Source organism: Flavobacterium cerinum (assembly GCF_024496085.1).
Taxonomy (GTDB): Bacteria; Bacteroidota; Bacteroidia; order Flavobacteriales; family Flavobacteriaceae; genus Flavobacterium; species Flavobacterium cerinum_A.
Genome location: NZ_CP101751.1, coordinates 1,864,432 through 1,886,015, shown reverse-complemented (window position 1 = coordinate 1,886,015; position 21,584 = coordinate 1,864,432). Strand labels below are relative to the sequence as shown.

Sequence of the window (21,584 nt, the reverse complement as noted above, 5' to 3'; positions counted from 1 at the left end):
AAGGTGCAAATTTCGGTAATCCACAGCAATAAATTTTCTTAAAAAAAAGCCAAAATATTTTTTATTCCCAATTACCGCCATACATTTGTAACATATTTTATTACAGTTATGATTACCGGTAAGTTTGCCATCACCACACATATATTAACGCTCTTAGCAAAATTCCCTGACGAATATATGGCTTCCGAATATATTGCCGGAAGTCTGAACATTCATCCGGTATTGGTACGTAAAGAAATTGCGAACCTGAAAAAGTACAATCTTGTCGAGAGCAAAGAAGGGAAAAACGGCGGAACCAAATTAATCAAACCGGCTTCTTTGATTTCAATGGAAGAAGTATTTCAGGTGACTTTAGAGAAATTAAGCTTTGGTTTTTCGAAAAACGATCCCAATCCGGATTGTCCTGTCGGCAAACAAATCAATGTTAATCTGACTGCATTATATGATGATATCAATATGACAATCATCAACCGATTAAAGGCCATTTCGCTTGAAGAATTCAGCGAGAAGTTCTGATATTTTTTTACCCAAAACTGTAACAAATTTTATTATATATTAAAATATGAAAATAGCGATCATCGGAGCCACAGGATTTGTAGGTTCCAACATTTTAAACGAAATCATCAGTCGTAATCATCAGGTAACCGCCATTGCCCGTAATCCGAAAGACACAACGGATGCCGGTGTACACTGGGTAAAAGCGGATATTTTTAATGTAACGGAATTAGCCAATGTATTAGTCGGACATGATGCTGTGATCAGTGCGTATAATTCCGGATGGACGAATCCGAACATTTATGCTGATTTTATCAAAGGTTCCGAATCCATTCAGGAAGCGGTAAAACAATCCGGCGTAAAACGTTATATCGTAATTGGCGGAGCCGGAAGTTTATTTGTTGCTCCCGGTTTACAAGCGGTAGATACTCCGGATTTCCCAAAAGAATATCATGCCGGTGCAACAGCAGCGCGTGATTATTTGAATACTTTAAAAAATGAAAAAGAACTGGACTGGGCCTTTTTTAGTCCGGCTTTCGAAATGCATCCGGGTATCACAACCGGAAGAACCGGAAACTACCGTTTAGGGCTTGACAATCCGGTATTCGATGACAATCAGCGAAGTATCTTATCCGTTCAGGATTTGGCTGTAGTGATCGCCGATGAAACCGAAAACCCAAAACACCACCAGGTACGCTTTACAGCAGCTTACTAATTTTCCCCTAATTTAACCCGAAAGTGTACAATGTTCAATTCTACTTGAAGATTGTGCACTTTTTCTTTAATTTTACATTTCAAATTAATCGCAGTGGCACACAAGAAATCGCATCCTTCGGCTTTACATGAAAAAGACGGTATCGAACAACCGGAAATTATCAGTTCCGCATCCGTGGCTCAGATTCGGCAGTTTCGCCGGCAACAACCAACGGCAGAGCAACTTATAAGCGGAATAGTAAGCGGAGATAAAATTGCGCTAAGTCGTGCCATAACGTTAATTGAGAGCACCAGTAACGATCATCTGGAAAAAGCCAATGCTATAATCAAAGCCTGTCTGCCACATGCGAATCAATCCGTACGAATCGGAATCACCGGTGTACCCGGAGTCGGGAAAAGTACTTTTATCGAAGCTTTCGGAAAATACCTGACCGGATTAGGCAAAAAAGTAGCGGTATTAGCAGTAGATCCGAGCAGTTCGATATCACATGGCAGTATTTTAGGAGACAAAACCCGTATGGAAGAACTGGTAAAAGATGAAAATGCTTATATCCGTCCGTCTGCATCCGGTGAAAGTTTAGGCGGTGTCGCCCGAAAAACAAGAGAAGCCATTATTCTTTGTGAAGCCTGTGGTTTTGATACGATTATGATCGAAACCGTTGGTGTAGGCCAAAGTGAAACCGCTGTACACAGTATGACCGATTTTTTTCTGCTTTTAAATCTTGCCGGTGCCGGAGATGAACTACAAGGAATCAAAAGAGGGATCATGGAAATGGCCGATGCAATCGTAATCAATAAAGCAGACGGCGATAATATCAAACGGGCCCGACTGGCGAAAACCGAATTCAACCGAGCGCTTCATCTATTTCCGATGAAAAGTTCAGGGTGGTCGCCAAAAGTAACGACTTGTAGTGCTCTAACTCAGGAAGGAATTTCAGATGTTTGGGATACGATACAAGACTATTTTCAACTGACTAAAGAAAATGGTTATTTTAATCAGAAGCGAAAAGAACAAAGTCAATATTGGTTATTGGAAACCATCAATCAGCAATTAAAACAGCATTTTTATAACCATCCGGATATTCAGATTTTACTGGAAGAAAACAAAAAAGCGGTGCAAAATAATGAAATATCACCTTTTGCAGCCGCTCAATTATTACTTGACAACTATTTTAAATAAGCTTATTCTTCGTAACGCTCCATTTCCCGATCGTAAAATTCGCCGGCAAACTGGATTAGTTTTTCCATTTCAGCCTCCATATCTTCTTCATCTTCCTCATCCAATTCTTCCAAAAATTCGATTGAATCGTCTTTAAGGTTGATCAGAAAACGAGGATATTCCAGGTGAATGATAAAAATATCATCCGGGAAATCCGTATTATCGGCCAGTACAAATTTTGGTAATTCCATGTTATTCTCTATTTAGTTCTTTAATTTACAAATTCAGAAACTGCTTTTTGATCCTCCAAAAGCAATTTACGCGTTAATCGGCTAAAGCGAATATACAAAAATATTGCTGCTGTTGTCAGTCCGGCTAATAATCCGATCCAGATTCCTGCACCGCCTAATTTCGTATATAATCCCAGATAAATGGATATCGGAAATCCGATTACCCAATAAGCAATAAACGTAATATACATCGGTATTTTCACATCCTGTATTCCTCTTAAGGCACCTAAAACCGCAACCTGTACACCATCGGAAATCTGGAAAACCGCAGCAACCAATAGTAATTGAGATGCAATACGAATTACTTCCGTATTATCAGCAATATGTACCGCATTATTCGCACTTACAAACAGTTCCGGTAATATTTGATGTAATCCTACAAATAATAATGCAAAAATGGTTTCAATGATAATCGCCAGTAAAAATATAGAACGCGCAACTACCTGTAATTTTTTATAATCCTGCATTCCTTTATAGTTCCCTACCCTTACCATTCCGGCCACACTAAGTCCGGAGGCAAACATAAATGTAAAAGAAGCCATACTTAGTGCAATCTGATTCGCAGCCTGACTTGTTGTTCCCAAACGTCCGGAAAGCCATACCGCACCGGTAAATAAAGCCACTTCAAAAAACATTTGCATTGAAGAAGGTAATCCCAGGTTGATAATTTTTTTAGCCATTGTTTTCCGGATCGCTGCAAAACTAAAACCTTCAAAATACGGTTTGAATTTTTCTTTTGTCTTTAAAGCATAATGCATGTAGATTAGCATGACAAAACGGGATGATACCGTTCCGATAGCCGCCCCGACAATTCCCATTTTGGGGAAAATCCAGATTCCGTAGATCAAAAAATAATTAATAATCAGGTGAACGACATTACAAATAATTGTAGCCCACATTGCATATTTAGTTTCCGACTTCCCATCAGCGAACTGTTTGTAGCCCTGAAATATGATCAACGGAATAAGTGAAAAAGCTACAATATCAAGAAAAGGTTTCGCCATTTCCACAACTTCTTCCGGTTGTCCCATAAAGCTGATAATCGGTTTTGAGAAATAGATTAGGGTAAATAACGAAATTCCCAATGCCGTACACAATACCAGTCCGTGATGGAACACACTTCTCCCCTTTTCCAGGCTTTTCTCTCCGTCGGCTTCAGCAATTAACGGTGTTATAGCAGTTGAAAAACCAACACCCAAAGACATGGCAATAAATACAAAACTATTTCCCAGCGAAACAGCTGCCAACTCAGTAGGTCCAAGCTTACCCACCATGATATTATCCACAATAGCAACCATTGTATGCCCTAACATTCCTAAAATAATAGGATAGGCCAATCGCAGGTTATAACCAAACTCTCTTGTATATACCGACCATCTCATTTTATTGTATTTTCCGGCAAAGGTAAGAACTTGCAACGCCATAGTATCATTAAAAAATACAATTTTTAGCTCATGTCAGATTCAATCACAAAACACTATAAACCAATATTTTACACTATTTTATTACGATATTTTATACTAAATTAACATAAAATTAAGGTTTAAAATATAACAAAGTGGTCTGATTATTGTTAAAACCCTTAATGTTAAACATAAAACGTATTAAATATGAAAAATGTTAAAAAGCTTTTAGGACTGACTGCAATTGCTTCAGCACTATTCTTCTCAACAGATTCCCAGGCACAGACACAGGGATATGAAAAAGGATGGCGGTTAGGATTCGGACTAAACGGTGGTATTCCGGTAAACAGTTCGTATGACTTCAGTTTAGGAGCTGATGCGCGATTGCAATACGATTTAACGCAGAAAACGTCATTGGCTGCAACAACGGGTTATACCCATTTATTCAGTAATGAAGAAGACGGCGGCTTTATTCCGGCCAAACTGGGTTTTAAATCCTTTTTAGGAAACCAGATCTACGTTTTGGGTGAAGTCGGTGCCGGAATTGGTGTAAAAGACGGTATGGGTACTTCCTTCCTTTGGGCGCCGGGAATCGGTATTGCAACAAAAAATATCGACATTAGTCTTCGATATGAAGATTACAACCATTTTAACACCGGTCAGATCTCACTCAGACTTGCCTACGGTTTTAAATTATAATAGGAAAAAAGTGATATTTTTTTAGCATTAACTCCAAAAATGTTAAGAAAATATCACTACCTTTATATGAGAATTCTCAAAGATAATCAACAACTTATAAATCACTTCTTATGAAAAAAGTAATTCTAGCGATAGCTTGTATCGCGTTTGCGGTGACATCTTGCAAAAAAGAAAACAAAATTGAGAGTGCCGGAGCCAATTCAGAAAAAAGTAATTCAGCACTGGCGAAAAGTAGTGAAAACGTATTAGATTGGGACGGAACATATAAAGGCGTGACTCCTTGCGCAGATTGTGAAGGCATCGAAACTACCGTTACCCTAAACCGGGATAAAACGTATGTGATGACGACCAAATATCAAGGCAAGGGAAATGACATCCTCCAGGTCACAGGTTCCTTTAGCTGGAGTGATGACGGCAGTACGGTTAAATTGGAAAACATCAAAGACGGACCGAGTCAGTTTCTGGTAGGTGCCAATCAATTGATCATGCTTGATATGGAAGGAAAAAAAATAACCGGGGCTTTAGCAAAAAAATATGTGCTAAACAAAGAGATGAATGTCCCAGAAGAATAACAAAATATGAAAAAAGTAACTTTATCATTACTAGCAGTGGCATTAGTGTCAGTTGGGTGTAATACCTATAAAAAATCCGATACAACGGTTGCCCTGGAAGGCACGAAATGGAAATTAGTTGAACTAAGAGGCAAACCGGTTTCAAAAACAGAAATGGGAAAAGATGTTTACCTGCAACTGGACCAGAAAGAACATCGCGTATCCGGATTTAGCGGTTGCAACGGATTTGGCGGTACTTACACACTAAAAGACGGAAACCGTATCGAACTATCGCAAATGATGGGTACACTTATGGCCTGTCCGGATTTAGAAACTGAAACTGCTTTTCTTGAAGTATTGCGTACTGTTGACAATTACAACCACAACGGCAAAACTCTTCAATTGAATAAAGCCCGAATGGCACCACTTGCCAAGTTTGAAGCTGTAAAATAAAAAAAACGCCTCCGGGCGTTTTTTTTATCCTTATTCTTTTTGCAATTGTTCTCTATACACAACAATATTTTTTTTGATTTCCGGATCCAGTTCCGGCTCTTTAATATCAGTGTACTTCTCCATCTCATCTAATATTGTTTTGGCTACGATATACCGACAGGTTTCTTTATTATCTGCGGGAATCACGTACCAAGGCGCCTGTTTTTTAGACGTATGATTGATTGTTTCTTCATAATATTGCTGATAAAGTTCCCATCTGGCACGTTCTTTTAAATCTCCGGGCGAAAATTTCCAGTTGTGTTCTTCCTTCTCCAAACGGCGTAACAAACGCTGTCGTTGCTCTTCTTTACTTAAGTGCAGAAAAAATTTCAGAACGATGATACCATTTTCAACAATATGTTTCTCAAAATTATTAATCTGATCGTATCGTTTTTTCCAGAAATCTTTCGGAATATCCTCCACAGCTTCAATTCCGGGCAAATTTTCATTTAGTATATATTCCGGATGAACCCGCGTTACCAATACGTTTTCATAATGCGTCCTATTAAAAACCGAGAATTTTCCTTTTTCGGGCAAAGCCAAATAATGACGCCATAAATAATCGTGTTCCAGTTCCGTTGAATTGGGTGTTTTAAAACTATGAACCACGACACCTCTTGAATTAAATTCTTTAAAAACCTCCCGGATCAGGCTATCTTTCCCCGCTGTATCCATTCCCTGCAAACAAATCAGAACCCCATAACGGTTGTGTGCATACATTTTATCCTGTAGTTTACTTAATTTTTCTCTTGTTTTTTCCAGTGCTTTTGATTTCTTTTTTTCAGAAGTATCAATATTCAAAAAAGTCGGTAACTCCGATAATTTGATTTCTTTATCCACTCTAAAGTCATCACATTTAATAGTTTTCATAGGCAGGCGATTTTACATTCCTTATAAAAATAAGAATATTTAAGAGCATCGGGGAGAATTTCCGGCTGCTTTTTTCGCAATTTTAAAAAATAATACAGTACTTTGATAATGCAACATTAACCGCCACATCATGAATCGATTTACACTCGAACTGCTGTTCCAAATTATAGGAGTCGGATCGGCTTCCGGTCTTATCTACAACCATGATCATTTAAATATCATCAGTGATAATAGTTCGTATTTTTATGAATATGGCGTAAAATCGTCCTCCTTAAAACGGCATCCGTTACTGGAAAATCCATCAGAAAACATTGCTAAAAAAATCAAGCCCGATTTTGAGGCGATTACTTCCTATGCAGATACATTATATCTTTTCGGTTCCGGTTCAACTGCAAATCGTTCCAAAATGATTAAGGTCAATGCGCAATCCAAAGAAGTCATTTCCGTAACCGATATTTCCGATTTATATGCCGCCATGCAAACTTTTGCAGAACTTAATGCTGAAAATTTCAACATTGAAGGTGTAGCCTATAACGGCAAAAGCTGGTACTTTTTTAACCGAGGTAATGGCGCTACCGGAAAAAATATTGTTTTTACTATCGAAGGTAAAAATCTTGTTGACGATTTCAACATCATATTCAGCGAATTAAAATTACCTAAAATCAAAGGCGTACGCAGTGGTTTTACCGATGCGATACTTGTTGGCGATAAACTTTATTTTTTAGCAGCCGCAGAAGATACGAGTTCTACCTATAACGACGGAGCTGTTTTAGGAAGTTTAATCGGCCGAATCGACATCGAAAAGATGAAAATTGATTTTACAAAAAAAATAACAGACAGCCATAAATTTGAAGGCTTAACGCTATATTCCGATTCTGATCAGGAAATTTCATTTTTATTATGTGAAGATAATGACACGGAACAATTACAAGCCGACATCTATCAGTTACGCTTAAAGAAATAGATTTTACACTACAATTATTACACTTATAAAATAGAAATCCGTTTACCCGACGGATTTTTTTGTTTTTTCCACCTACTAAAAATCAAAATTTTACCTTATCCAAAAGCATTTTAAAAAAATTATTCTTACATTTATAAAGGGTCTTTCCTATAAAAATTTGTTAATCTCAACAAAAGCTAAGGTCGTTCGTTTTTTAGTCCTTACTTTTGTAGTTGTCTAAACAACTATTGTTATGGAAACTATTTTTACAACGGAGAATCTTTACAACCTGTTATCGGGACGAATCCCGTCTGCATTCAATCGCGCTTTAATGACCCATTTTAAAGCCAATGGTATTACCTTAACCAAAGAACAGTGGTCAATACTGGCTGTTTTATGGAAAAAGAACGGTTGCTCCCAACAAGTATTAGCTGATGACACCTATCGCGATAAACCCAGCATTACCCGACTGATCGATAATCTGGAAAAAGAGGCATTAGTGGAACGCCGACCGGATAAAAATGACCGTAGACTAAACCTCATCTTTCTAACCGAAAAAGGAAAAGCGATGGAAGAAGGTGTTATGAAAATAGTAGACCAAACCGTTACCGAAGCCGTTCGGAATATCGATCCTGAAATACTACAAATAGTACGAGATACTTTTATTCAGATATACAATAACCTGGAAACAAAGAAATAAGATGAAAAAAAACAGACTCCTATTTTTGATTTCGCTCTTTTGTCTGACGCAGCTCCATTCCCAGATAGCGGTAACTGCCTCATTGGATGATGCCATACAAAAAGCTTTGGAAAAAAGCAGTTCCATAAAAAACAAGGAACTGGAGATCGAGAAACTCAATCTACAAAAAAAAGGGATCTGGAATAAGTATATCCCGACAGTCGAGGCAACTGCATTGTATCTATATTTCGATAATCGGATGACCGTCGATTTACCAACCGTAACTGTTCCGGTTATTAATTACCCTTTATTGGACGGCAAAACATCATTTGATAATTACGGTAACATATTCCATGGCGGTATAATGGCCAAAACGGTACTTTTCAGCGGATTTCAGATTCCAAACGGCGCCAAAGCCATTGAACAAAAGGCTATCGGGACGGCCTATCTTACCGAATCGGAAAAAGACGGCATCGTTAAAGATGTTATCAACACGTTTGATCAACTAGCATTACTGGATGAAGTCGAGAAATTAATCAATGATAGCGAAAAACGTTTGAATGCAGAAACACTTCGGGTAACCAAAGCTATCGAACAAGGTTTGGCTATTCCGTATGATCGGGATAAAATAAAACTGGCTACATTGGAATTAGCTTCTAAAAGAATTGAAATGGAAGGGAAACGCAAAGTCGTTTTTAAAAAGATTAATTATCTGACCGGATATTCCAATGAAGAAATCAAAAATGTGCAATACCAATTGAGTCCTTATTTGATCGGTCAAAATCTGACCACCGAAAACAAACAGGAAATAAAAGCACTGGAATCCTTTAAATCGGCTTACGAATATGCCTTAAAAAAAGAAAAGGGAACTTATTTACCGACTTTAGGTGCTTTTGGCGGGCTTACCTATTCCAGTCTTTTCGATGCCAATGCGACCACACCTCCGCTTCCGATATTAGGACAACCGTCGAATTTGGGATTAAACGAACTAACTATTAGTCAGAACTGGATGATCGGAGCGGCTTTAAAATGGGAAATATTTAGTGGCTTTGAACGAAAACATAAGGTTCATGAAGCCAAAATCAATATTGAACAAGTTCAGAACCAGATTGACGACACCAAAGAAAAATTACAATTATTATTAGAAAACAATTATGCCAACTATACCGTATTAAATCAGAAGACAGAAATTGCAGCACAACAAGAAAAAGTAGCTCAAAACAATCTTAATCTGGCCATCAAACAATACAAAGAAGGACTAATCAATATATCTGAACGTCTGGAAGCTGAAAATGATCTTTACAAAGCTTCTCTCGGCAAAATCAGTACCTTAATCGAACAACGTCTCTCCGCCATAGAAACGGTTATTGCAACCGGAGATTTGACCAAATATTTATCCAAATAAAACCAGTATTATGAAACCAATTCTTACGCTAATAGTCACAGTATTTGTCTTTATCGGATGTAACAAACCTGAAAACGACAAAAAAATACAGGGAAAAGTCGAAAAAGAGCAGATTGCCGTTGTGAGCAAAGTTCCGGGTAAAATCCTAACGATTTTTGTAAAAGAAGGTGATCTGGTACAAAAAGGAGATACACTTGCTATATTGGACATTCCGGAAGTTGATGCTAAAAAAAGTCAGGCAGAAGGTGCTGTGATTTCAGCAAAAGCCCAATACAACATGGCCGTAAAAGGCGCAACGGATAACCAGATCAAACAATTGGAGGCCAAACAAAAAGCATTGAAAGAACAATATGACTTTGCTCAGAAATCCATACGCAGACTGAGTAATATGCTAAAAGATTCTTTGGTATCGCAACAAACTTATGACGAAGCTTTTGCAAAATATCAAGGTGCACAATCCCAATATATTGCTGTTCAAGCCGAACTAGACGATGCCCGAAAAGGCGCTCGTATAGAACAACAAACCATGGCTTTAGGTCAGCAAGATCGGGCTTTGGGTGCTTTAAAAGAGGTGGAAACTGCCGATAAAGAACGTTATGTAATCGCCCCGCAAAACATGAGTATTGAAACGATTACGTTAAATGTAGGCGAACTGGCATTACCGGGCTATACGCTGTTTAACGGTTATCTTGACAATTCGTTATATTTCCGTTTTACACTACCCGAAAGTCAGCTTGATAAAATTAAAAAAGGCCAGGAAATTTCTGTTTATGTTCCGTATAAAAAACAGGATTTTAAAGGCAAAGTAACCACCATCAAACAATTGGGTGCTTATGGTAATATTGCTACCGCCTATCCGGATTATGAAATGCAGGAAAGTCTTTTTGAAATAAAAATTACGCCAACCGACAATAATGCGGCCAAAGAGCTGATTACCAAAACGACAGTCACTTTATCTTTATAAGCCTATGGAAAATTTCGGATCATTATTAAAAAGAGAATTTCGCTTCTTCTGGCAAAACAAAGTGCTACGTTTACTGTTTATAGGAGCGCCATTACTTTATGGCATCTTGTTAGGTTATGTATACGGTAAAGGAAAAGTAACCGATTTACCGATTGTTGTTGTGGATGAAGACCGAAGCGAGATGAGTGCCAAAGCCATTCAGATGTTTCAGGATAATGAAGTTCTGAATATAGCCGCAACCTTATATGATCAAAACAATTTATCGCAAATCGCTATTGATAAAGAAGCCACTTGCATTGTATTGATTCCAAAAGGGTTTGAAAAGATGGTTCTGACTAAAAAATATCCCGAAATAGTCACGATTGTGAATACGTCCAATGTTTTAACGGCGAACTATGCCTCTACCGCTTTACAGGTTTGTCTGGGCACTTTAAAAGCCGGTGTACAAATTGAAACCTTACGAAAACAGGGAACTCCTGAAAATCTGGTTATGACCCAATACGAGCCTTTTCGTACGACTTTTATCAAAAAGTACAACCGAAGCACCAATTATATGTATTTTTTATGGCCCGGTGTTCTGGCAACGGTTTTACAGCAGGTTTTATTATTGGGACTGGCGCTATCGTTTGCTTCTGAATACGAAAACGGAACTTTTAAAGAATTGGTTCAAAAATGTCCTTCATTGCTAAAACTGATTTCCGTAAAAATTATTCCCTATCTGATTATGAGTTTCGGACTTTGGATTTTATACTGGTTATTTACGCTATGGTTCCGAATTCCGTTTTTTGATAATCTGTGGGCTCTAACTTTGGTTGCCGGTGTTTTTGTGATCGCCGTATGTTTTATAGGAATTCTGGTCAGTATTTTGATTCCGAATCAACTTAAAGCCACTGAAGTTTTAATGGTAATCGCTACACCGAGTTTTATTTTGAGTGGTTTTACGTGGCCGTTAAGTCAGATGCCGTTTTGGGTTCAGTGTGTCGCAGATGTAATTCCGTTGACCCATTTCCTAAAAGCTTTCCGGATTCTGATCATTGAAAACGGGGAATTATCTCAAACCATAAGCGCGGTTCGCAATATGCTTATCATAACGGTAATTTGCGGTATCGCTTCCTATGTAGCCTTATACTATAAACGAAAAGCTGTTTTAAAAACCTGATAGGTTTTTATACCTGACAGGTTTGTGAAACCTGTCAGGTATAAAAAAAGCGGTAATGATTATTACCGCTCTTTTTTTTATTTTTCGATTTCCCGAAGGTTTTCCATTTTCTTAAATTCCAGGAATCCTTTAATATCTTCGAAATGCTCGCGAACTCTTTTGTTTCCGAACTCAAATACTTTTGTCGCCAAACCGTCAAGGAAGTCACGATCGTGCGATACCAAAATTAAAGTACCGTCAAAATCTTTTAATGCATCCTTAATAATATCTTTGGTTTTCATATCCAGGTGATTTGTCGGCTCATCCAGAATCAACACGTTAACCGGTTCCAATAATAATTTGATCATTGCTAAACGGGTTTTTTCACCACCGGATAATACCTTTACTTTTTTAGTTGTATTATCACCGCTAAACATAAAAGCGCCTAATAAATCTTTAATTTTTGTACGGATATCGCCCACAGCAATATGATCGATTGTTTCGAACACCGTTAGATTTTCATCTAAAAGTGACGCCTGATTTTGTGCAAAATAGCCCACTTTCACATTATGCCCTACTTCCAGTTTCCCTTCAAAGTCGATTTCTTTCATGATCGCCTTGATCATTGTCGATTTTCCTTCTCCGTTCTTTCCTACAAAAGCTACTTTTTCACCTCTTTCGATTACCATACCGGCATTTTTAAATACCACATGATCTCCGTATGTCTTGGTTAACTCTTCTACAACAACCGGATATTGTCCTGAACGCGGTGACGGCGGAAATTTCAGGCGTAGTGCCGATGTATCCACTTCATCCACCTCAACCAGTTCCAACTTTTCAAGCATTTTCACACGCGACTGAACTTGTAGGGTTTTAGAATAAGTACCTTTAAAACGATCGATAAACTCCTGCGTTTCAGCAATCATCTTTTGTTGCTCATCGTATGCTTTCTGTTGGTGTACTCTTCTGTCCTTACGCAACTCCAGATAATCAGAGTATTTTGCTTTGTAATCATAAATACGGCCCATTGTTACTTCAATAGTACGATTCGTAATATTGTCAACAAAAGCACGGTCGTGGGAAATTACCATAACGGCTTTAGCAGAATTGATCAGGAAATCTTCCAACCATTGAATACTTTCAATATCCATGTGGTTTGTTGGCTCATCCAGTAAGATCAGGTCCGGTTTCTGTAATAATATTTTAGCCAATTCGATACGCATACGCCATCCACCGCTAAATTCAGATGTCGGACGGTTAAAATCTTCACGTACAAATCCCAATCCTTTTAATACCTTTTCTACTTCAGCTTCGTAATTAACTTCTTCGATCGAATAAAATTTTTCGCTTAATTCCGAAACCCTTTCGATCAACTTCATATAATCGTCACTTTCATAATCAGTACGAACCGTTAGTTGTTCATTCAGATCATCAATTTCCGATTTCATTGCAAAAATTTCAGCAAAAGCTTTCGATGTTTCTTCAAAAACCGTAGCGTCATCCTTTGTTAGTAAATGCTGTGGCAAATAGGCAATAACGGCTTCTTTAGGCGCTGAAATAGCACCGGTTGACGGTTTGTTCTCCCCTGCAATAATTTTTAGCAAGGTTGATTTTCCCGCTCCGTTTTTCCCCATTAAAGCGATTTTATCATTTTCATTGATGGCGAAAGTTACATCACTAAACAATGTTGTACCTCCAAACTGCACTGAAATATCGTTAACTGTAATCATGGTATGGTTGTATGCCTTTTTAATTTTAAGGCGCAAAGATAGTTTTTATTAGTCAGTTACACTGGATTTTACCGCTAAGTTTTCGGAAATAAAAAAGCCGGAATCAACCGGCTTTATAACTTTATCAGATATATAAATTTTCATCTTCTGCTTCTTCGTCGTATTCTTCCAATCCGAACAATACAGGCTCAATCATAATTTTATCGGCCATAGCTTCAACACGTTCCGTCAGCGCATGAGCAAAGAAAACGCGTTGTGTTTTTTCGATACTGGTTGACAATCGCAATACTATCGCATCCATTCGTGCCCGGAACAATTCATCTGCATCATCTACAATAAACAATTTTACTGTATTCATATTGAATCCGGCTGATGAGAACATCGCATTAATCTTATTAGGTGTTCCTACCAGAATGTCCATCCCCAACGAAATCTGATTTTTATCGTAATCGATATCGCCTTTATCATGAACTCCGAAAACACGCAGGTTGTGATAATGTCCGAATTTCTTAAACAATTCAACCATTTCCAACACTTCTTCTTTATCTTTTACAATGACCACAGCCCGTGTGGATTCCCCTTCTGCTTTTTCGAGTTTTTGGATTACGGTATAAACAATTGTAGTGGATTTTCCTCCGCTATCAGCCATAATTACAACAGCATCTGCGCCGCTTTTTAACGTTCCGAAACAGTCTTTCTGGATTTCATTCGGCTCGGTAATTCCGTTTTCTTCTAATGCCAGCGCTAGTTTTTCGTCTATCTTTTTTAATTTCATACTACTATTACAAAAAAAGAAGGATTCCCCTTTCTTTTAAATTATTTACTTGCAAACATTTTTACATCACTTTCTGAAATCTCCGTTCCTCCTAAAATGATCAATCTTTCGATCACATTTCGAAGTTCCCGGATATTTCCGGTCCAATCGTATTCCTGTAGTAATTTAACGGCTTGTGCTGAAAACTTTTTACAGGTACTCCCTTGCTCCGTTGCTATTTTTTCTGCAAAATGCGTTATCAGTAACGGAATATCTTCCCGACGATCGTTCAGCGCCGGTACCTTAATCAGGATTACAGCCAGACGATGGTATAAATCTTCACGGAAACGCCCTTCTTCAATTTCTTTTTTCAGGTCTTTATTGGTCGCGGCTACGACACGGACATCAACTTTAATATCTTTATCAGCACCTACTCTTGTGATCATATTTTCCTGTAAAGCCCGTAATACTTTGGCTTGAGCCGACAAACTCATATCTCCGATCTCATCCAGGAAAATAGTTCCTTTATCAGCTGCTTCAAATTTTCCGGCACGGTCTTTAACTGCCGATGTAAAAGCACCTTTTACGTGTCCGAATAATTCGCTTTCGATTAATTCTGATGGAATAGCAGCACAGTTTACTTCAATTAACGGTGCAGCCGAACGTTCACTTTTTTCATGTAACTGATGCGCTACTAATTCTTTTCCGGTTCCGTTTGGTCCGGTAATTAATACTCTGGCTTCCGTCGGTGCAACTTTATCGATCATTTCTTTGATCTGGTTAATCGCTCCGCTTTCACCGATCATTTCATAATTTTTACTGACTTTCTTTTTCAGTATTTTATTTTCGACAACCAATTGTTTTCGGTCTAATGCATTTCGAACGGTATTCAGTAACCGATTTAAATCCGGCGGTTTTGAAATATAATCGAAGGCTCCAAGACGCATAGTATTTACAGCTGTTTCTAAATCGCCATGTCCGGAGATCATCACCATCGGGATTTCCGGTTTTATTTTTTTTACGGCTTCGAGTACTTCTTCCCCGTCCATTTTCGGCATTTTGATATCACACAGAACCAGATCATAATCTTCATTTTTGATTTTTTCCAATCCTTGTAATCCATCTTCAGCTTCTTCTACTTTATAGGTATCATTTTCTTCAGAAAGTATTTTTGACAACACTCTTCTGATTGCTGCTTCATCTTCTATGATTAGTATTTTGGGCATATAGACCGTATTTGAAAGTTATCTGTTTGCTAAAATAACAAAAAGCAAAACAAAGTTTGTGAAGTTTATGCTAAACTCCGTTGTAAAAAATATTTTAACGGTTCAGGATTGTAATTTCCCGTTGCGGGAATGGTATACTGATATTATTGATGCGGAATGCTTCTTCAATTTTAAATCGGATTTCACTTTGAATTCGCGGGCTTCGCATACCGTCATTAACCGAAAAACTAACGGCAAAATTAAGGGAAGAATCGGCAAAATCTTCAAACAGCACTACAATTCCTTCTTCTACTACGACACCATCTGTTGACTGTACACATTCTTCCAATAGTTTTCGAACTAACTGTACATCGCTTCCATACGCCACACCTACGGTTACATGCTCCCGGTTCGTACTGTTATTTTGCGTCCAGTTAAATAGTGTCTCACTCATAAACACGTGGTTCGGTATAATCATAACCCTGTCATTTCGGGTTACAGCTCTTGTGGTTCGCAATCGGATTTCCGTTACTTTACCTACTTTACCGTCTACTTCTATAATATCACCCACGTGTAACGACTGATCCAATATCATCAGAATTCCGGAAATAATATCCTGAAAAAAAGTTTGTAGCGCCAATCCAATTCCGACAAAAAGAGCCGCTGATGCTGTCAGGAATACATTCATATTAACTCCTGAAGCATGTAATGTAAACATTACTACAAAAATGTAAACGACATATTTAAAGAATTGAAATACCCCTACAAACTTATTTTTATCCTGTTCCGGTATTTTTTTTATGATAATCCTGAAAATTATTCTCAGGACGATACCGGTAAACATAAAAGCAAAAGTCAGAACCAGTAAATCGAAAACCGAAAAGTCAATACTTTTAGTATCTATCAACCGAAATCCTAATATATTCTTTATATGTTCCAGCATTGTATTATCTAATATTTAAGCCATTTATATAATTCTTTCCAGGTCGGTTTTTTACCATACATCAGGATACCGACTCTATAAATTTTGGAAGCAAACCATACTACCAATAAAAATGTTCCGAATAACAGTGCTATTGAGATAGCCAACTGCCACCACGGCACTCCGAACGGAATACGCATCAGCATTACGATAGGTGATGTTAGCGGTATAATTGAGAATACGGTTGCAACCGTTCCGTGCGGATCATTCATCACTGTAAAGAATCCAACATAAACACCTAGCATCATCGGCATAATAATCGGTAACAGGAATTGCTGCGAATCCGTTTCACTGTCTACAGCCGCTCCGATAGCCGCATATAACGAACTATACAAAAAGTATCCGCCGATAAAATAGACAATAAAGCAGGTTACCAAAGTTCCCAACGGAAGCTTGAATATCTCGCTGATATACATTTGAACGCTTCCGCCCATTTCCTGTTGGGCTGCATTTAACATTTCCGGATCAATTGATGCCTGAGCACCGGTTTGAACTCCGAAAAAGGACGCCACTCCAACCAACAAAATAACCCCTACAATAGCCCAGATAGCAAACTGTAAAATTCCGGCCAATGAGTTTCCGATAATTTTTCCAAGCATCAATTGAAAAGGTTTTACCGATGAAATGATAATTTCAATAATACGGTTTGTTTTTTCTTCAATTACACTGCGCATCACAAAGTTACCATAAATAATGATAAACATCATGATAAGGTATCCAAAGGCCGATCCAATGACAATTTTGATCTCGTTTAGTCCTTTTATACTGTCTTCCCCAGAAAATTTTGTAAGATGAATATCCGCATTCGTCTTTGCTTTTTCAATCTTATCATAATCAAATCCCAGTTCTTTCAGATTGTTTTGTGTTAACTGATGATCGATTACTTCTTCCATACTCATGATAAAATCGATACTCGGACTATCATCCGAAATGTATTCTACTTTCTTCAGTAATTCTTTGGTATCGGTTACTTTGGGAATGTAAATCATTCCTTCATAATTTTTACTGGCCGTATCTTTAGCGACTTGTAACGGCATTGCCGACAGGTCGATATAAACCGTTTTTTCTGTATTTTTAAAATCGTTTTTAAAAATACCGGCTTCATCGTGAATAGCCACTTTTTTAACTTCTTTATCGTTCATACTGGCCAGGTAGCCAATTAGAAATGACATTCCCACGATCAACAACGGACTAAGAAATGTCATTACGATAAAAGATTTGTTTCGCACTTTGGCGATAAATTCTCTTTTTATAATTAAGGATAAAACGCTCATTATTTACGGCTTACTGTTTGAATAAAAATATCGTTCACACTTGGAATTTTCTCAACGAAATGGGTAACCTGTCCGTTTTGAGTTAACAGATGCAACAAGGCATTAGGTGTTTCACTTCCCAATTGCACTTCCAGTTTTAACTCATCATTCAGTGATTTAAAATTGGTTTGCTGCAACGTAAATTTCTGTGTCAGTTCATACATCAGACGTTCTACATTATCCGAAAGTATTCCGACCTCAAAAGCATTGGAACGGTGTTCTTTCTTTACATCGATCAGCTTTCCTTCGATCAGTTTGTTGGATTTATGGATAAGCGCGATATCGTCACACATTTCTTCCACACTTTCCATTCGGTGTGTTGAAAAAATAATGGTGGATCCTTTTTTCTTCAATTCCAGAATCTCATCTTTTATAATATTGGCATTAACCGGGTCAAAACCGGAAAAAGGTTCGTCAAAAATCAACAATTTCGGTTGGTGCAATACCGTTACCACAAATTGAATTTTCTGAGCCATTCCTTTAGAAAGTTCCTGAATTCTTTTATTCCACCAGCCTTGAATTTCGAGTTTATCGAACCAGAACTGCAATTGTTTTTTGGCTTCCTCTTTTGAAAGTCCTTTTAGCTGTGCCAGATATAACGCCTGCTCTCCTACTTTCATGGTTTTGTACAACCCTCTTTCTTCCGGCATATAACCGATATGTTGTACATGGTGCGGTGCCAGTTTTTCACCGTCAAGAATTACCTCTCCACTATCGGGCATGGTAATCTGGTTGATAATTCGGATCAGTGATGTTTTTCCTGCTCCGTTCGGACCTAGCAGTCCGTATATACTTCCTTTGGGAACTTTTAAAGAAACGCTGTTTAAAGCCGTATAGTCACCATATTGCTTTACAACGTTTTTAACCTCTAAGATTGAACTCATTTGATTTACTATAGATTTATGTAAAAATAAAAAATTAGTTACTATATTCAGGATTGATTCTTATAAAAAAACCCACCCCTGATTTTCGCAAGGATGGGAAAAATTGCTATGAAAAAGAAATTCACCAGCCTTAGCTAGTGAATTTCAAAAGTATAACTTTTATAATCATTATGAAAACATGTCTTTAACTTTTTCAAAAAATGATTTATCGGACTTTTCCGGTTTCGGTGTAAAGTTTTCATCAGTCAGCATTTTCTCAAAAAACTGCTTTTGTTCTTTATTCAGTGTTTTCGGCGTCCACACATTAACGTGAACTAACAAATCTCCGCTTCCGTAATTATTAAGGCTTGGAATTCCTTTCCCTTTTAATCTCAGAATTTTTCCGGACTGGATTCCTTCTTCCAGTTTGATTCTTACTTTTCCGTTTACGGTATCAATATCTTTTGATGTTCCTAAAGCGGCTTCGGCTACACTAATATATAAGTCATAATGCAGGTTTTCTCCTTCACGCTTCAGTTTTTCGTGTTCAACTTCTTCAATTGCTACAATCAGGTCACCCGGAACACTGTTTGCACCCGGTGCATCGTTACCTTTACCGGCAACTTTAAGCTGCATACCGTCTACAACACCGGCCGGTATTTTGATCGATACGGTTTCATCTTCCATGATCATTCCCTGTGCATCGGCATTGTTCGGTTTACTATCGATTATCTGACCGGTTCCGCTACAGGTATGACACGGAGAAGACGTTTGCATTCTTCCCAGAATTGTATTGGTCACTTTCATCACCTGACCCGAACCGTTACAAGTCGGACAGGTTTTATAGGTTACGCCCTGAGCCTGAACTTTACGTTTTACTTTAACTTTCTTTTCAACTCCGTTCGCAATCTCTTCCAGTGTTAATTTCACTTTGATTCTCAGGTTACTACCTTTCATACGACGTTGGCCACCGCCACCGAATCCACCACTAAATCCACCGAATCCGCCACCGAAAGCACTTCCGAAAATATCTCCGAACTGACTGAAGATGTCATCCATATTCATATGTCCGCCACCGCCAAATCCGCCGGCACCATCGAATGCGGCATGACCGTATTGGTCATAACGTGCTTTTTTGTCAGCATCACTTAATACTTCATAAGCTTCAGCTGCCAATTTGAATTTTTCTTCGGCTTCTTTATCGCCCGGGTTTTTATCAGGGTGAAATTCAATTGCTTTTTTGCGGTATGCTTTTTTAATTTGCTCCGGCGTAGCACTTTTATCCACTCCTAATATTTCGTAAAAATCTTTTTTCATAAACCTATTGTTCGAATTGAAATACTCCGGATGCTCTTAGAAAGGGCTCCGGAGTTTCTATTTTTTTAAAGCTTTATTGTCCAACCACTACTTTAGGGAAACGGATAATTTTATCTCCGAGTTTGTACCCTTTTTCAATTACATCTACAATTTTCCCTTTTAGCTCTTCTGACGGAGCCGGGATTAAAGTAATGGCTTCAGCAAAATCTGCATCAAAAGCGTCACCGGTTTGTATTGCTACTTCCTCCAGACCTTTCGACACCAAAGTTGATTTCAACTTATCATAAATCAGCGTTACTCCTTTAGTCAGATTTTCATCGCCCAGATTCTTTGCAATTTCAGGCAAAGCTCTGTCAAAATCATCCACAATCGGCAACATTGCCTGTAATACTTCCTGGTTTGCTGTTTTAAATAAATCCAGACGTTCCTTAGCGGTACGCTTTTTATAGTTTTCAAACTCTGCAAACAATCTCAGGAATTTATCTTTTTCTTTTGCAAGCTCCTCCTGTAACTGCTCTTCAACTGTCAGTTCCGGTTGTGGAATCCCCTGATTTTCCGTACTATTTTCTCCTTGTAACGTTTCTTTTTCTATGTTTTCAGTATTTTCCTGGCTCATATTTTTAAATATTTTCTTGAACATTATCTCAATTTGGATCGCTAATTTGGATTGCAAAAGTATTGCCAAATATTTAAAAATGTCAATTTGTCACCTAACTATTTTTTCAAAACCCCTTTTAACTGCTAAAAAGACAAGGTTTTATCACTGTCGACTGATCATTTACAAACCATAAAAAACACAAGAAAAACGGCTTTTTAATGCGATTCATAAACTAATTTTAATATAATTTTAAGAAGTTTTTCATTTCATTTCGATAGATTTGTAAAAACTAAAAATTTATTTTTATGAAAAAAGGCATTTTAAGTTTATTCGTTTTAGCGACTTTATCATTGGCTTCGTGTAAAAAAGACAAGACAAATGAAGCCGAGATCAAAGAAACTGTAGAAGCTCCTGTGACTTCAAACGAAGCAGAGAAGTTTAATGTGGATGCAAAAGCATCTCTTATTGACTGGATCGGCAGCAAACCAACCGGAAAACATACCGGAACTATTGCTGTTAAAAACGGGGAACTGTATGCCAAAGACGGAGTTATTGAAACCGGAAAGGTTTTTATTGATATGACTTCGATTGTTGTAACCGACTTAAAAGGGGAAGAAAAGACATCATTGGAAGGCCATTTAAAAGGTCTTGGAAAAGAAAGTGATGTAGATCATTTCTTCAACACTAAAAAATATCCTGAAGCTGTATTTGAAATCACTAAAGTTACCGATGAAGCCGGTAAAAAGATGGTTGAAGGTAACCTTACAATGAAAGAAATCACGAAAAGTGTTAAATTCCCGGCAACGATTACTGTTGACGCAAACGGAATCAGCATCGAAAGTGAGCCTTTTACAATTAACCGAACATTATGGAATGTAAATTACGGTTCTAAATCTGTATTTGACAATTTAGGAGACAAATTTATCAATGACGATATCGAATTAAAAGTTAGCGTAAAAGCAACAAAATAATTATTACCTCATCTTACGATTATAATTCAACGAAGTGCTGAAATTTTCA

23 protein-coding genes are annotated in these 21,584 nt (G+C 37.8%); 12 read left to right on the top strand and 11 right to left on the bottom strand.

The annotated features are described in order from the left end of the window. The first annotated feature begins 108 nt into the window (after positions 1-108). From NOX80_RS08385 to meaB, 3 genes are all read left to right on the top strand, one after another. Positions 109-516: an RrF2 family transcriptional regulator gene (locus NOX80_RS08385; RefSeq protein WP_256552837.1), complete on the top strand. Its 408-nt coding sequence runs from the start codon at positions 109-111 to the stop codon at positions 514-516. Positions 517-562: 46 nt separating this feature from the next. Continuing rightward, the gene (locus NOX80_RS08380) at positions 563-1,210 is read left to right on the top strand and encodes an NAD(P)-dependent oxidoreductase (RefSeq protein WP_256552836.1); all 648 of its coding nucleotides are present in this window, start codon (positions 563-565) and stop codon (positions 1,208-1,210) included. Positions 1,211-1,303: 93 nt separating this feature from the next. Beyond that, positions 1,304-2,389, top strand: a complete 1,086-nt coding sequence (gene meaB, locus NOX80_RS08375; protein ID WP_256552835.1) for a methylmalonyl Co-A mutase-associated GTPase MeaB — start codon at positions 1,304-1,306, stop codon at positions 2,387-2,389. 2 nt (positions 2,390-2,391) lie between these two features. Here meaB and NOX80_RS08370 read toward each other — a convergent pair whose 3' ends face one another. Beyond that, positions 2,392-2,619 carry a hypothetical protein gene (locus NOX80_RS08370; RefSeq protein WP_256552834.1) on the bottom strand — a complete coding sequence of 76 codons (228 nt, stop codon included), beginning with the start codon at positions 2,617-2,619 and terminating at the stop codon, positions 2,392-2,394. A gap of 20 nt (positions 2,620-2,639) precedes the next feature. Further along, on the bottom strand, positions 2,640-4,040 hold the full coding sequence (locus NOX80_RS08365; protein ID WP_256552998.1) for an MATE family efflux transporter: 1,401 nt from the start codon (positions 4,038-4,040) through the stop codon (positions 2,640-2,642). Between the two features lie 228 nt (positions 4,041-4,268). Here NOX80_RS08365 and NOX80_RS08360 point away from each other — a divergent pair, with 228 nt between their 5' ends. The 3 genes from NOX80_RS08360 (at position 4,269) to NOX80_RS08350 (ending at position 5,764) form a co-directional block, all read left to right on the top strand. Further along, positions 4,269-4,760, top strand: a complete 492-nt coding sequence (locus tag NOX80_RS08360) for a hypothetical protein (protein WP_256552833.1) — start codon at positions 4,269-4,271, stop codon at positions 4,758-4,760. A gap of 110 nt (positions 4,761-4,870) precedes the next feature. Continuing rightward, entirely contained in the window at positions 4,871-5,332 is a 462-nt protein-coding gene (locus NOX80_RS08355; protein WP_256552832.1) for a copper resistance protein NlpE, read from the top strand. 6 nt (positions 5,333-5,338) lie between these two features. Beyond that, positions 5,339-5,764: an META domain-containing protein gene (locus tag NOX80_RS08350; protein WP_256552831.1), complete on the top strand. Its 426-nt coding sequence runs from the start codon at positions 5,339-5,341 to the stop codon at positions 5,762-5,764. Between the two features lie 30 nt (positions 5,765-5,794). Here NOX80_RS08350 and NOX80_RS08345 read toward each other — a convergent pair whose 3' ends face one another. Continuing rightward, positions 5,795-6,673 carry a PPK2 family polyphosphate kinase gene (locus tag NOX80_RS08345; protein WP_256552830.1) on the bottom strand — a complete coding sequence of 293 codons (879 nt, stop codon included), beginning with the start codon at positions 6,671-6,673 and terminating at the stop codon, positions 5,795-5,797. 130 nt (positions 6,674-6,803) lie between these two features. Here NOX80_RS08345 and NOX80_RS08340 point away from each other — a divergent pair, with 130 nt between their 5' ends. From NOX80_RS08340 to NOX80_RS08320, 5 genes are all read left to right on the top strand, one after another. Further along, positions 6,804-7,637 carry a DUF6929 family protein gene (locus NOX80_RS08340; RefSeq protein ID WP_256552829.1) on the top strand — a complete coding sequence of 278 codons (834 nt, stop codon included), beginning with the start codon at positions 6,804-6,806 and terminating at the stop codon, positions 7,635-7,637. Positions 7,638-7,869: 232 nt separating this feature from the next. Further along, on the top strand, positions 7,870-8,316 hold the full coding sequence (locus NOX80_RS08335) for a MarR family winged helix-turn-helix transcriptional regulator (RefSeq protein ID WP_256552828.1): 447 nt from the start codon (positions 7,870-7,872) through the stop codon (positions 8,314-8,316). Position 8,317: 1 nt separating this feature from the next. Further along, complete coding sequence (locus NOX80_RS08330) at positions 8,318-9,700, top strand: TolC family protein (protein ID WP_256552827.1); 1,383 nt, start codon at positions 8,318-8,320, stop codon at positions 9,698-9,700. A 10-nt stretch (positions 9,701-9,710) separates the two neighbouring features. Further along, a complete protein-coding gene (locus tag NOX80_RS08325) occupies positions 9,711-10,664 on the top strand; it encodes an HlyD family secretion protein (protein WP_256552826.1) in 954 nt (317 codons plus the stop codon). Positions 10,665-10,668: 4 nt separating this feature from the next. After that, positions 10,669-11,823 carry an ABC transporter permease gene (locus NOX80_RS08320; RefSeq protein WP_256552825.1) on the top strand — a complete coding sequence of 385 codons (1,155 nt, stop codon included), beginning with the start codon at positions 10,669-10,671 and terminating at the stop codon, positions 11,821-11,823. Positions 11,824-11,900: 77 nt separating this feature from the next. Here NOX80_RS08320 and NOX80_RS08315 read toward each other — a convergent pair whose 3' ends face one another. The 8 genes from NOX80_RS08315 to NOX80_RS08280 form a co-directional block, all read right to left on the bottom strand. Then, a complete protein-coding gene (locus tag NOX80_RS08315) occupies positions 11,901-13,532 on the bottom strand; it encodes an ABC-F family ATP-binding cassette domain-containing protein (RefSeq protein WP_256552824.1) in 1,632 nt (543 codons plus the stop codon). 124 nt (positions 13,533-13,656) lie between these two features. After that, positions 13,657-14,307, bottom strand: a complete 651-nt coding sequence (locus tag NOX80_RS08310) for a DEAD/DEAH box helicase (protein ID WP_256552823.1) — start codon at positions 14,305-14,307, stop codon at positions 13,657-13,659. A gap of 41 nt (positions 14,308-14,348) precedes the next feature. Beyond that, positions 14,349-15,512, bottom strand: coding sequence for a sigma-54-dependent transcriptional regulator (locus NOX80_RS08305; protein ID WP_256552822.1), 1,164 nt, complete (start codon positions 15,510-15,512; stop codon positions 14,349-14,351). Between the two features lie 94 nt (positions 15,513-15,606). Continuing rightward, positions 15,607-16,398 (bottom strand): mechanosensitive ion channel family protein, encoded by a 792-nt coding sequence (locus tag NOX80_RS08300; RefSeq protein WP_256552821.1) that lies wholly within the window; start codon positions 16,396-16,398, stop codon positions 15,607-15,609. 44 nt (positions 16,399-16,442) lie between these two features. Continuing rightward, positions 16,443-17,747 carry an ABC transporter permease gene (locus tag NOX80_RS08295; RefSeq protein ID WP_256552820.1) on the bottom strand — a complete coding sequence of 435 codons (1,305 nt, stop codon included), beginning with the start codon at positions 17,745-17,747 and terminating at the stop codon, positions 16,443-16,445. Beyond that, a complete protein-coding gene (locus NOX80_RS08290) occupies positions 17,747-18,670 on the bottom strand; it encodes an ABC transporter ATP-binding protein (protein WP_256552819.1) in 924 nt (307 codons plus the stop codon). The genes NOX80_RS08295 and NOX80_RS08290 overlap by 1 nt, the downstream gene beginning before the upstream one ends. A 168-nt stretch (positions 18,671-18,838) precedes the next feature. Then, the gene (dnaJ, locus tag NOX80_RS08285) at positions 18,839-19,966 is read right to left on the bottom strand and encodes a molecular chaperone DnaJ (protein WP_256552818.1); all 1,128 of its coding nucleotides are present in this window, start codon (positions 19,964-19,966) and stop codon (positions 18,839-18,841) included. Positions 19,967-20,039: 73 nt separating this feature from the next. Continuing rightward, the gene (locus tag NOX80_RS08280; protein ID WP_371926084.1) at positions 20,040-20,582 is read right to left on the bottom strand and encodes a nucleotide exchange factor GrpE; all 543 of its coding nucleotides are present in this window, start codon (positions 20,580-20,582) and stop codon (positions 20,040-20,042) included. Between the two features lie 287 nt (positions 20,583-20,869). Between NOX80_RS08280 and NOX80_RS08275 the strand changes: the two genes are divergently transcribed. Continuing rightward, positions 20,870-21,535: a YceI family protein gene (locus NOX80_RS08275; RefSeq protein WP_256552816.1), complete on the top strand. Its 666-nt coding sequence runs from the start codon at positions 20,870-20,872 to the stop codon at positions 21,533-21,535. The last annotated feature ends 49 nt before the right edge of the window (positions 21,536-21,584 follow it).

Coding starts and splice junctions, on each gene's coding strand:
- NOX80_RS08330 (WP_256552827.1), top strand. CDS start 8,318: ATGAAAAAAAACAGACTCCTATTTTTGATTTCGCTCTTTTGTCTGACG.
- NOX80_RS08280 (WP_371926084.1), bottom strand. CDS start 20,582: ATGAGCCAGGAAAATACTGAAAACATAGAAAAAGAAACGTTACAAGGA.
- NOX80_RS08385 (WP_256552837.1), top strand. CDS start 109: ATGATTACCGGTAAGTTTGCCATCACCACACATATATTAACGCTCTTA.
- NOX80_RS08365 (WP_256552998.1), bottom strand. CDS start 4,040: ATGAGATGGTCGGTATATACAAGAGAGTTTGGTTATAACCTGCGATTG.
- NOX80_RS08305 (WP_256552822.1), bottom strand. CDS start 15,512: ATGCCCAAAATACTAATCATAGAAGATGAAGCAGCAATCAGAAGAGTG.
- NOX80_RS08320 (WP_256552825.1), top strand. CDS start 10,669: ATGGAAAATTTCGGATCATTATTAAAAAGAGAATTTCGCTTCTTCTGG.
- NOX80_RS08295 (WP_256552820.1), bottom strand. CDS start 17,747: ATGAGCGTTTTATCCTTAATTATAAAAAGAGAATTTATCGCCAAAGTG.
- NOX80_RS08325 (WP_256552826.1), top strand. CDS start 9,711: ATGAAACCAATTCTTACGCTAATAGTCACAGTATTTGTCTTTATCGGA.
- NOX80_RS08335 (WP_256552828.1), top strand. CDS start 7,870: ATGGAAACTATTTTTACAACGGAGAATCTTTACAACCTGTTATCGGGA.
- NOX80_RS08360 (WP_256552833.1), top strand. CDS start 4,269: ATGAAAAATGTTAAAAAGCTTTTAGGACTGACTGCAATTGCTTCAGCA.
- NOX80_RS08350 (WP_256552831.1), top strand. CDS start 5,339: ATGAAAAAAGTAACTTTATCATTACTAGCAGTGGCATTAGTGTCAGTT.
- NOX80_RS08290 (WP_256552819.1), bottom strand. CDS start 18,670: ATGAGTTCAATCTTAGAGGTTAAAAACGTTGTAAAGCAATATGGTGAC.
- NOX80_RS08315 (WP_256552824.1), bottom strand. CDS start 13,532: ATGATTACAGTTAACGATATTTCAGTGCAGTTTGGAGGTACAACATTG.
- NOX80_RS08380 (WP_256552836.1), top strand. CDS start 563: ATGAAAATAGCGATCATCGGAGCCACAGGATTTGTAGGTTCCAACATT.
- NOX80_RS08275 (WP_256552816.1), top strand. CDS start 20,870: ATGAAAAAAGGCATTTTAAGTTTATTCGTTTTAGCGACTTTATCATTG.
- NOX80_RS08355 (WP_256552832.1), top strand. CDS start 4,871: ATGAAAAAAGTAATTCTAGCGATAGCTTGTATCGCGTTTGCGGTGACA.
- NOX80_RS08370 (WP_256552834.1), bottom strand. CDS start 2,619: ATGGAATTACCAAAATTTGTACTGGCCGATAATACGGATTTCCCGGAT.
- NOX80_RS08310 (WP_256552823.1), bottom strand. CDS start 14,307: ATGAAATTAAAAAAGATAGACGAAAAACTAGCGCTGGCATTAGAAGAA.
- NOX80_RS08345 (WP_256552830.1), bottom strand. CDS start 6,673: ATGAAAACTATTAAATGTGATGACTTTAGAGTGGATAAAGAAATCAAA.
- NOX80_RS08340 (WP_256552829.1), top strand. CDS start 6,804: ATGAATCGATTTACACTCGAACTGCTGTTCCAAATTATAGGAGTCGGA.
- dnaJ (WP_256552818.1), bottom strand. CDS start 19,966: ATGAAAAAAGATTTTTACGAAATATTAGGAGTGGATAAAAGTGCTACG.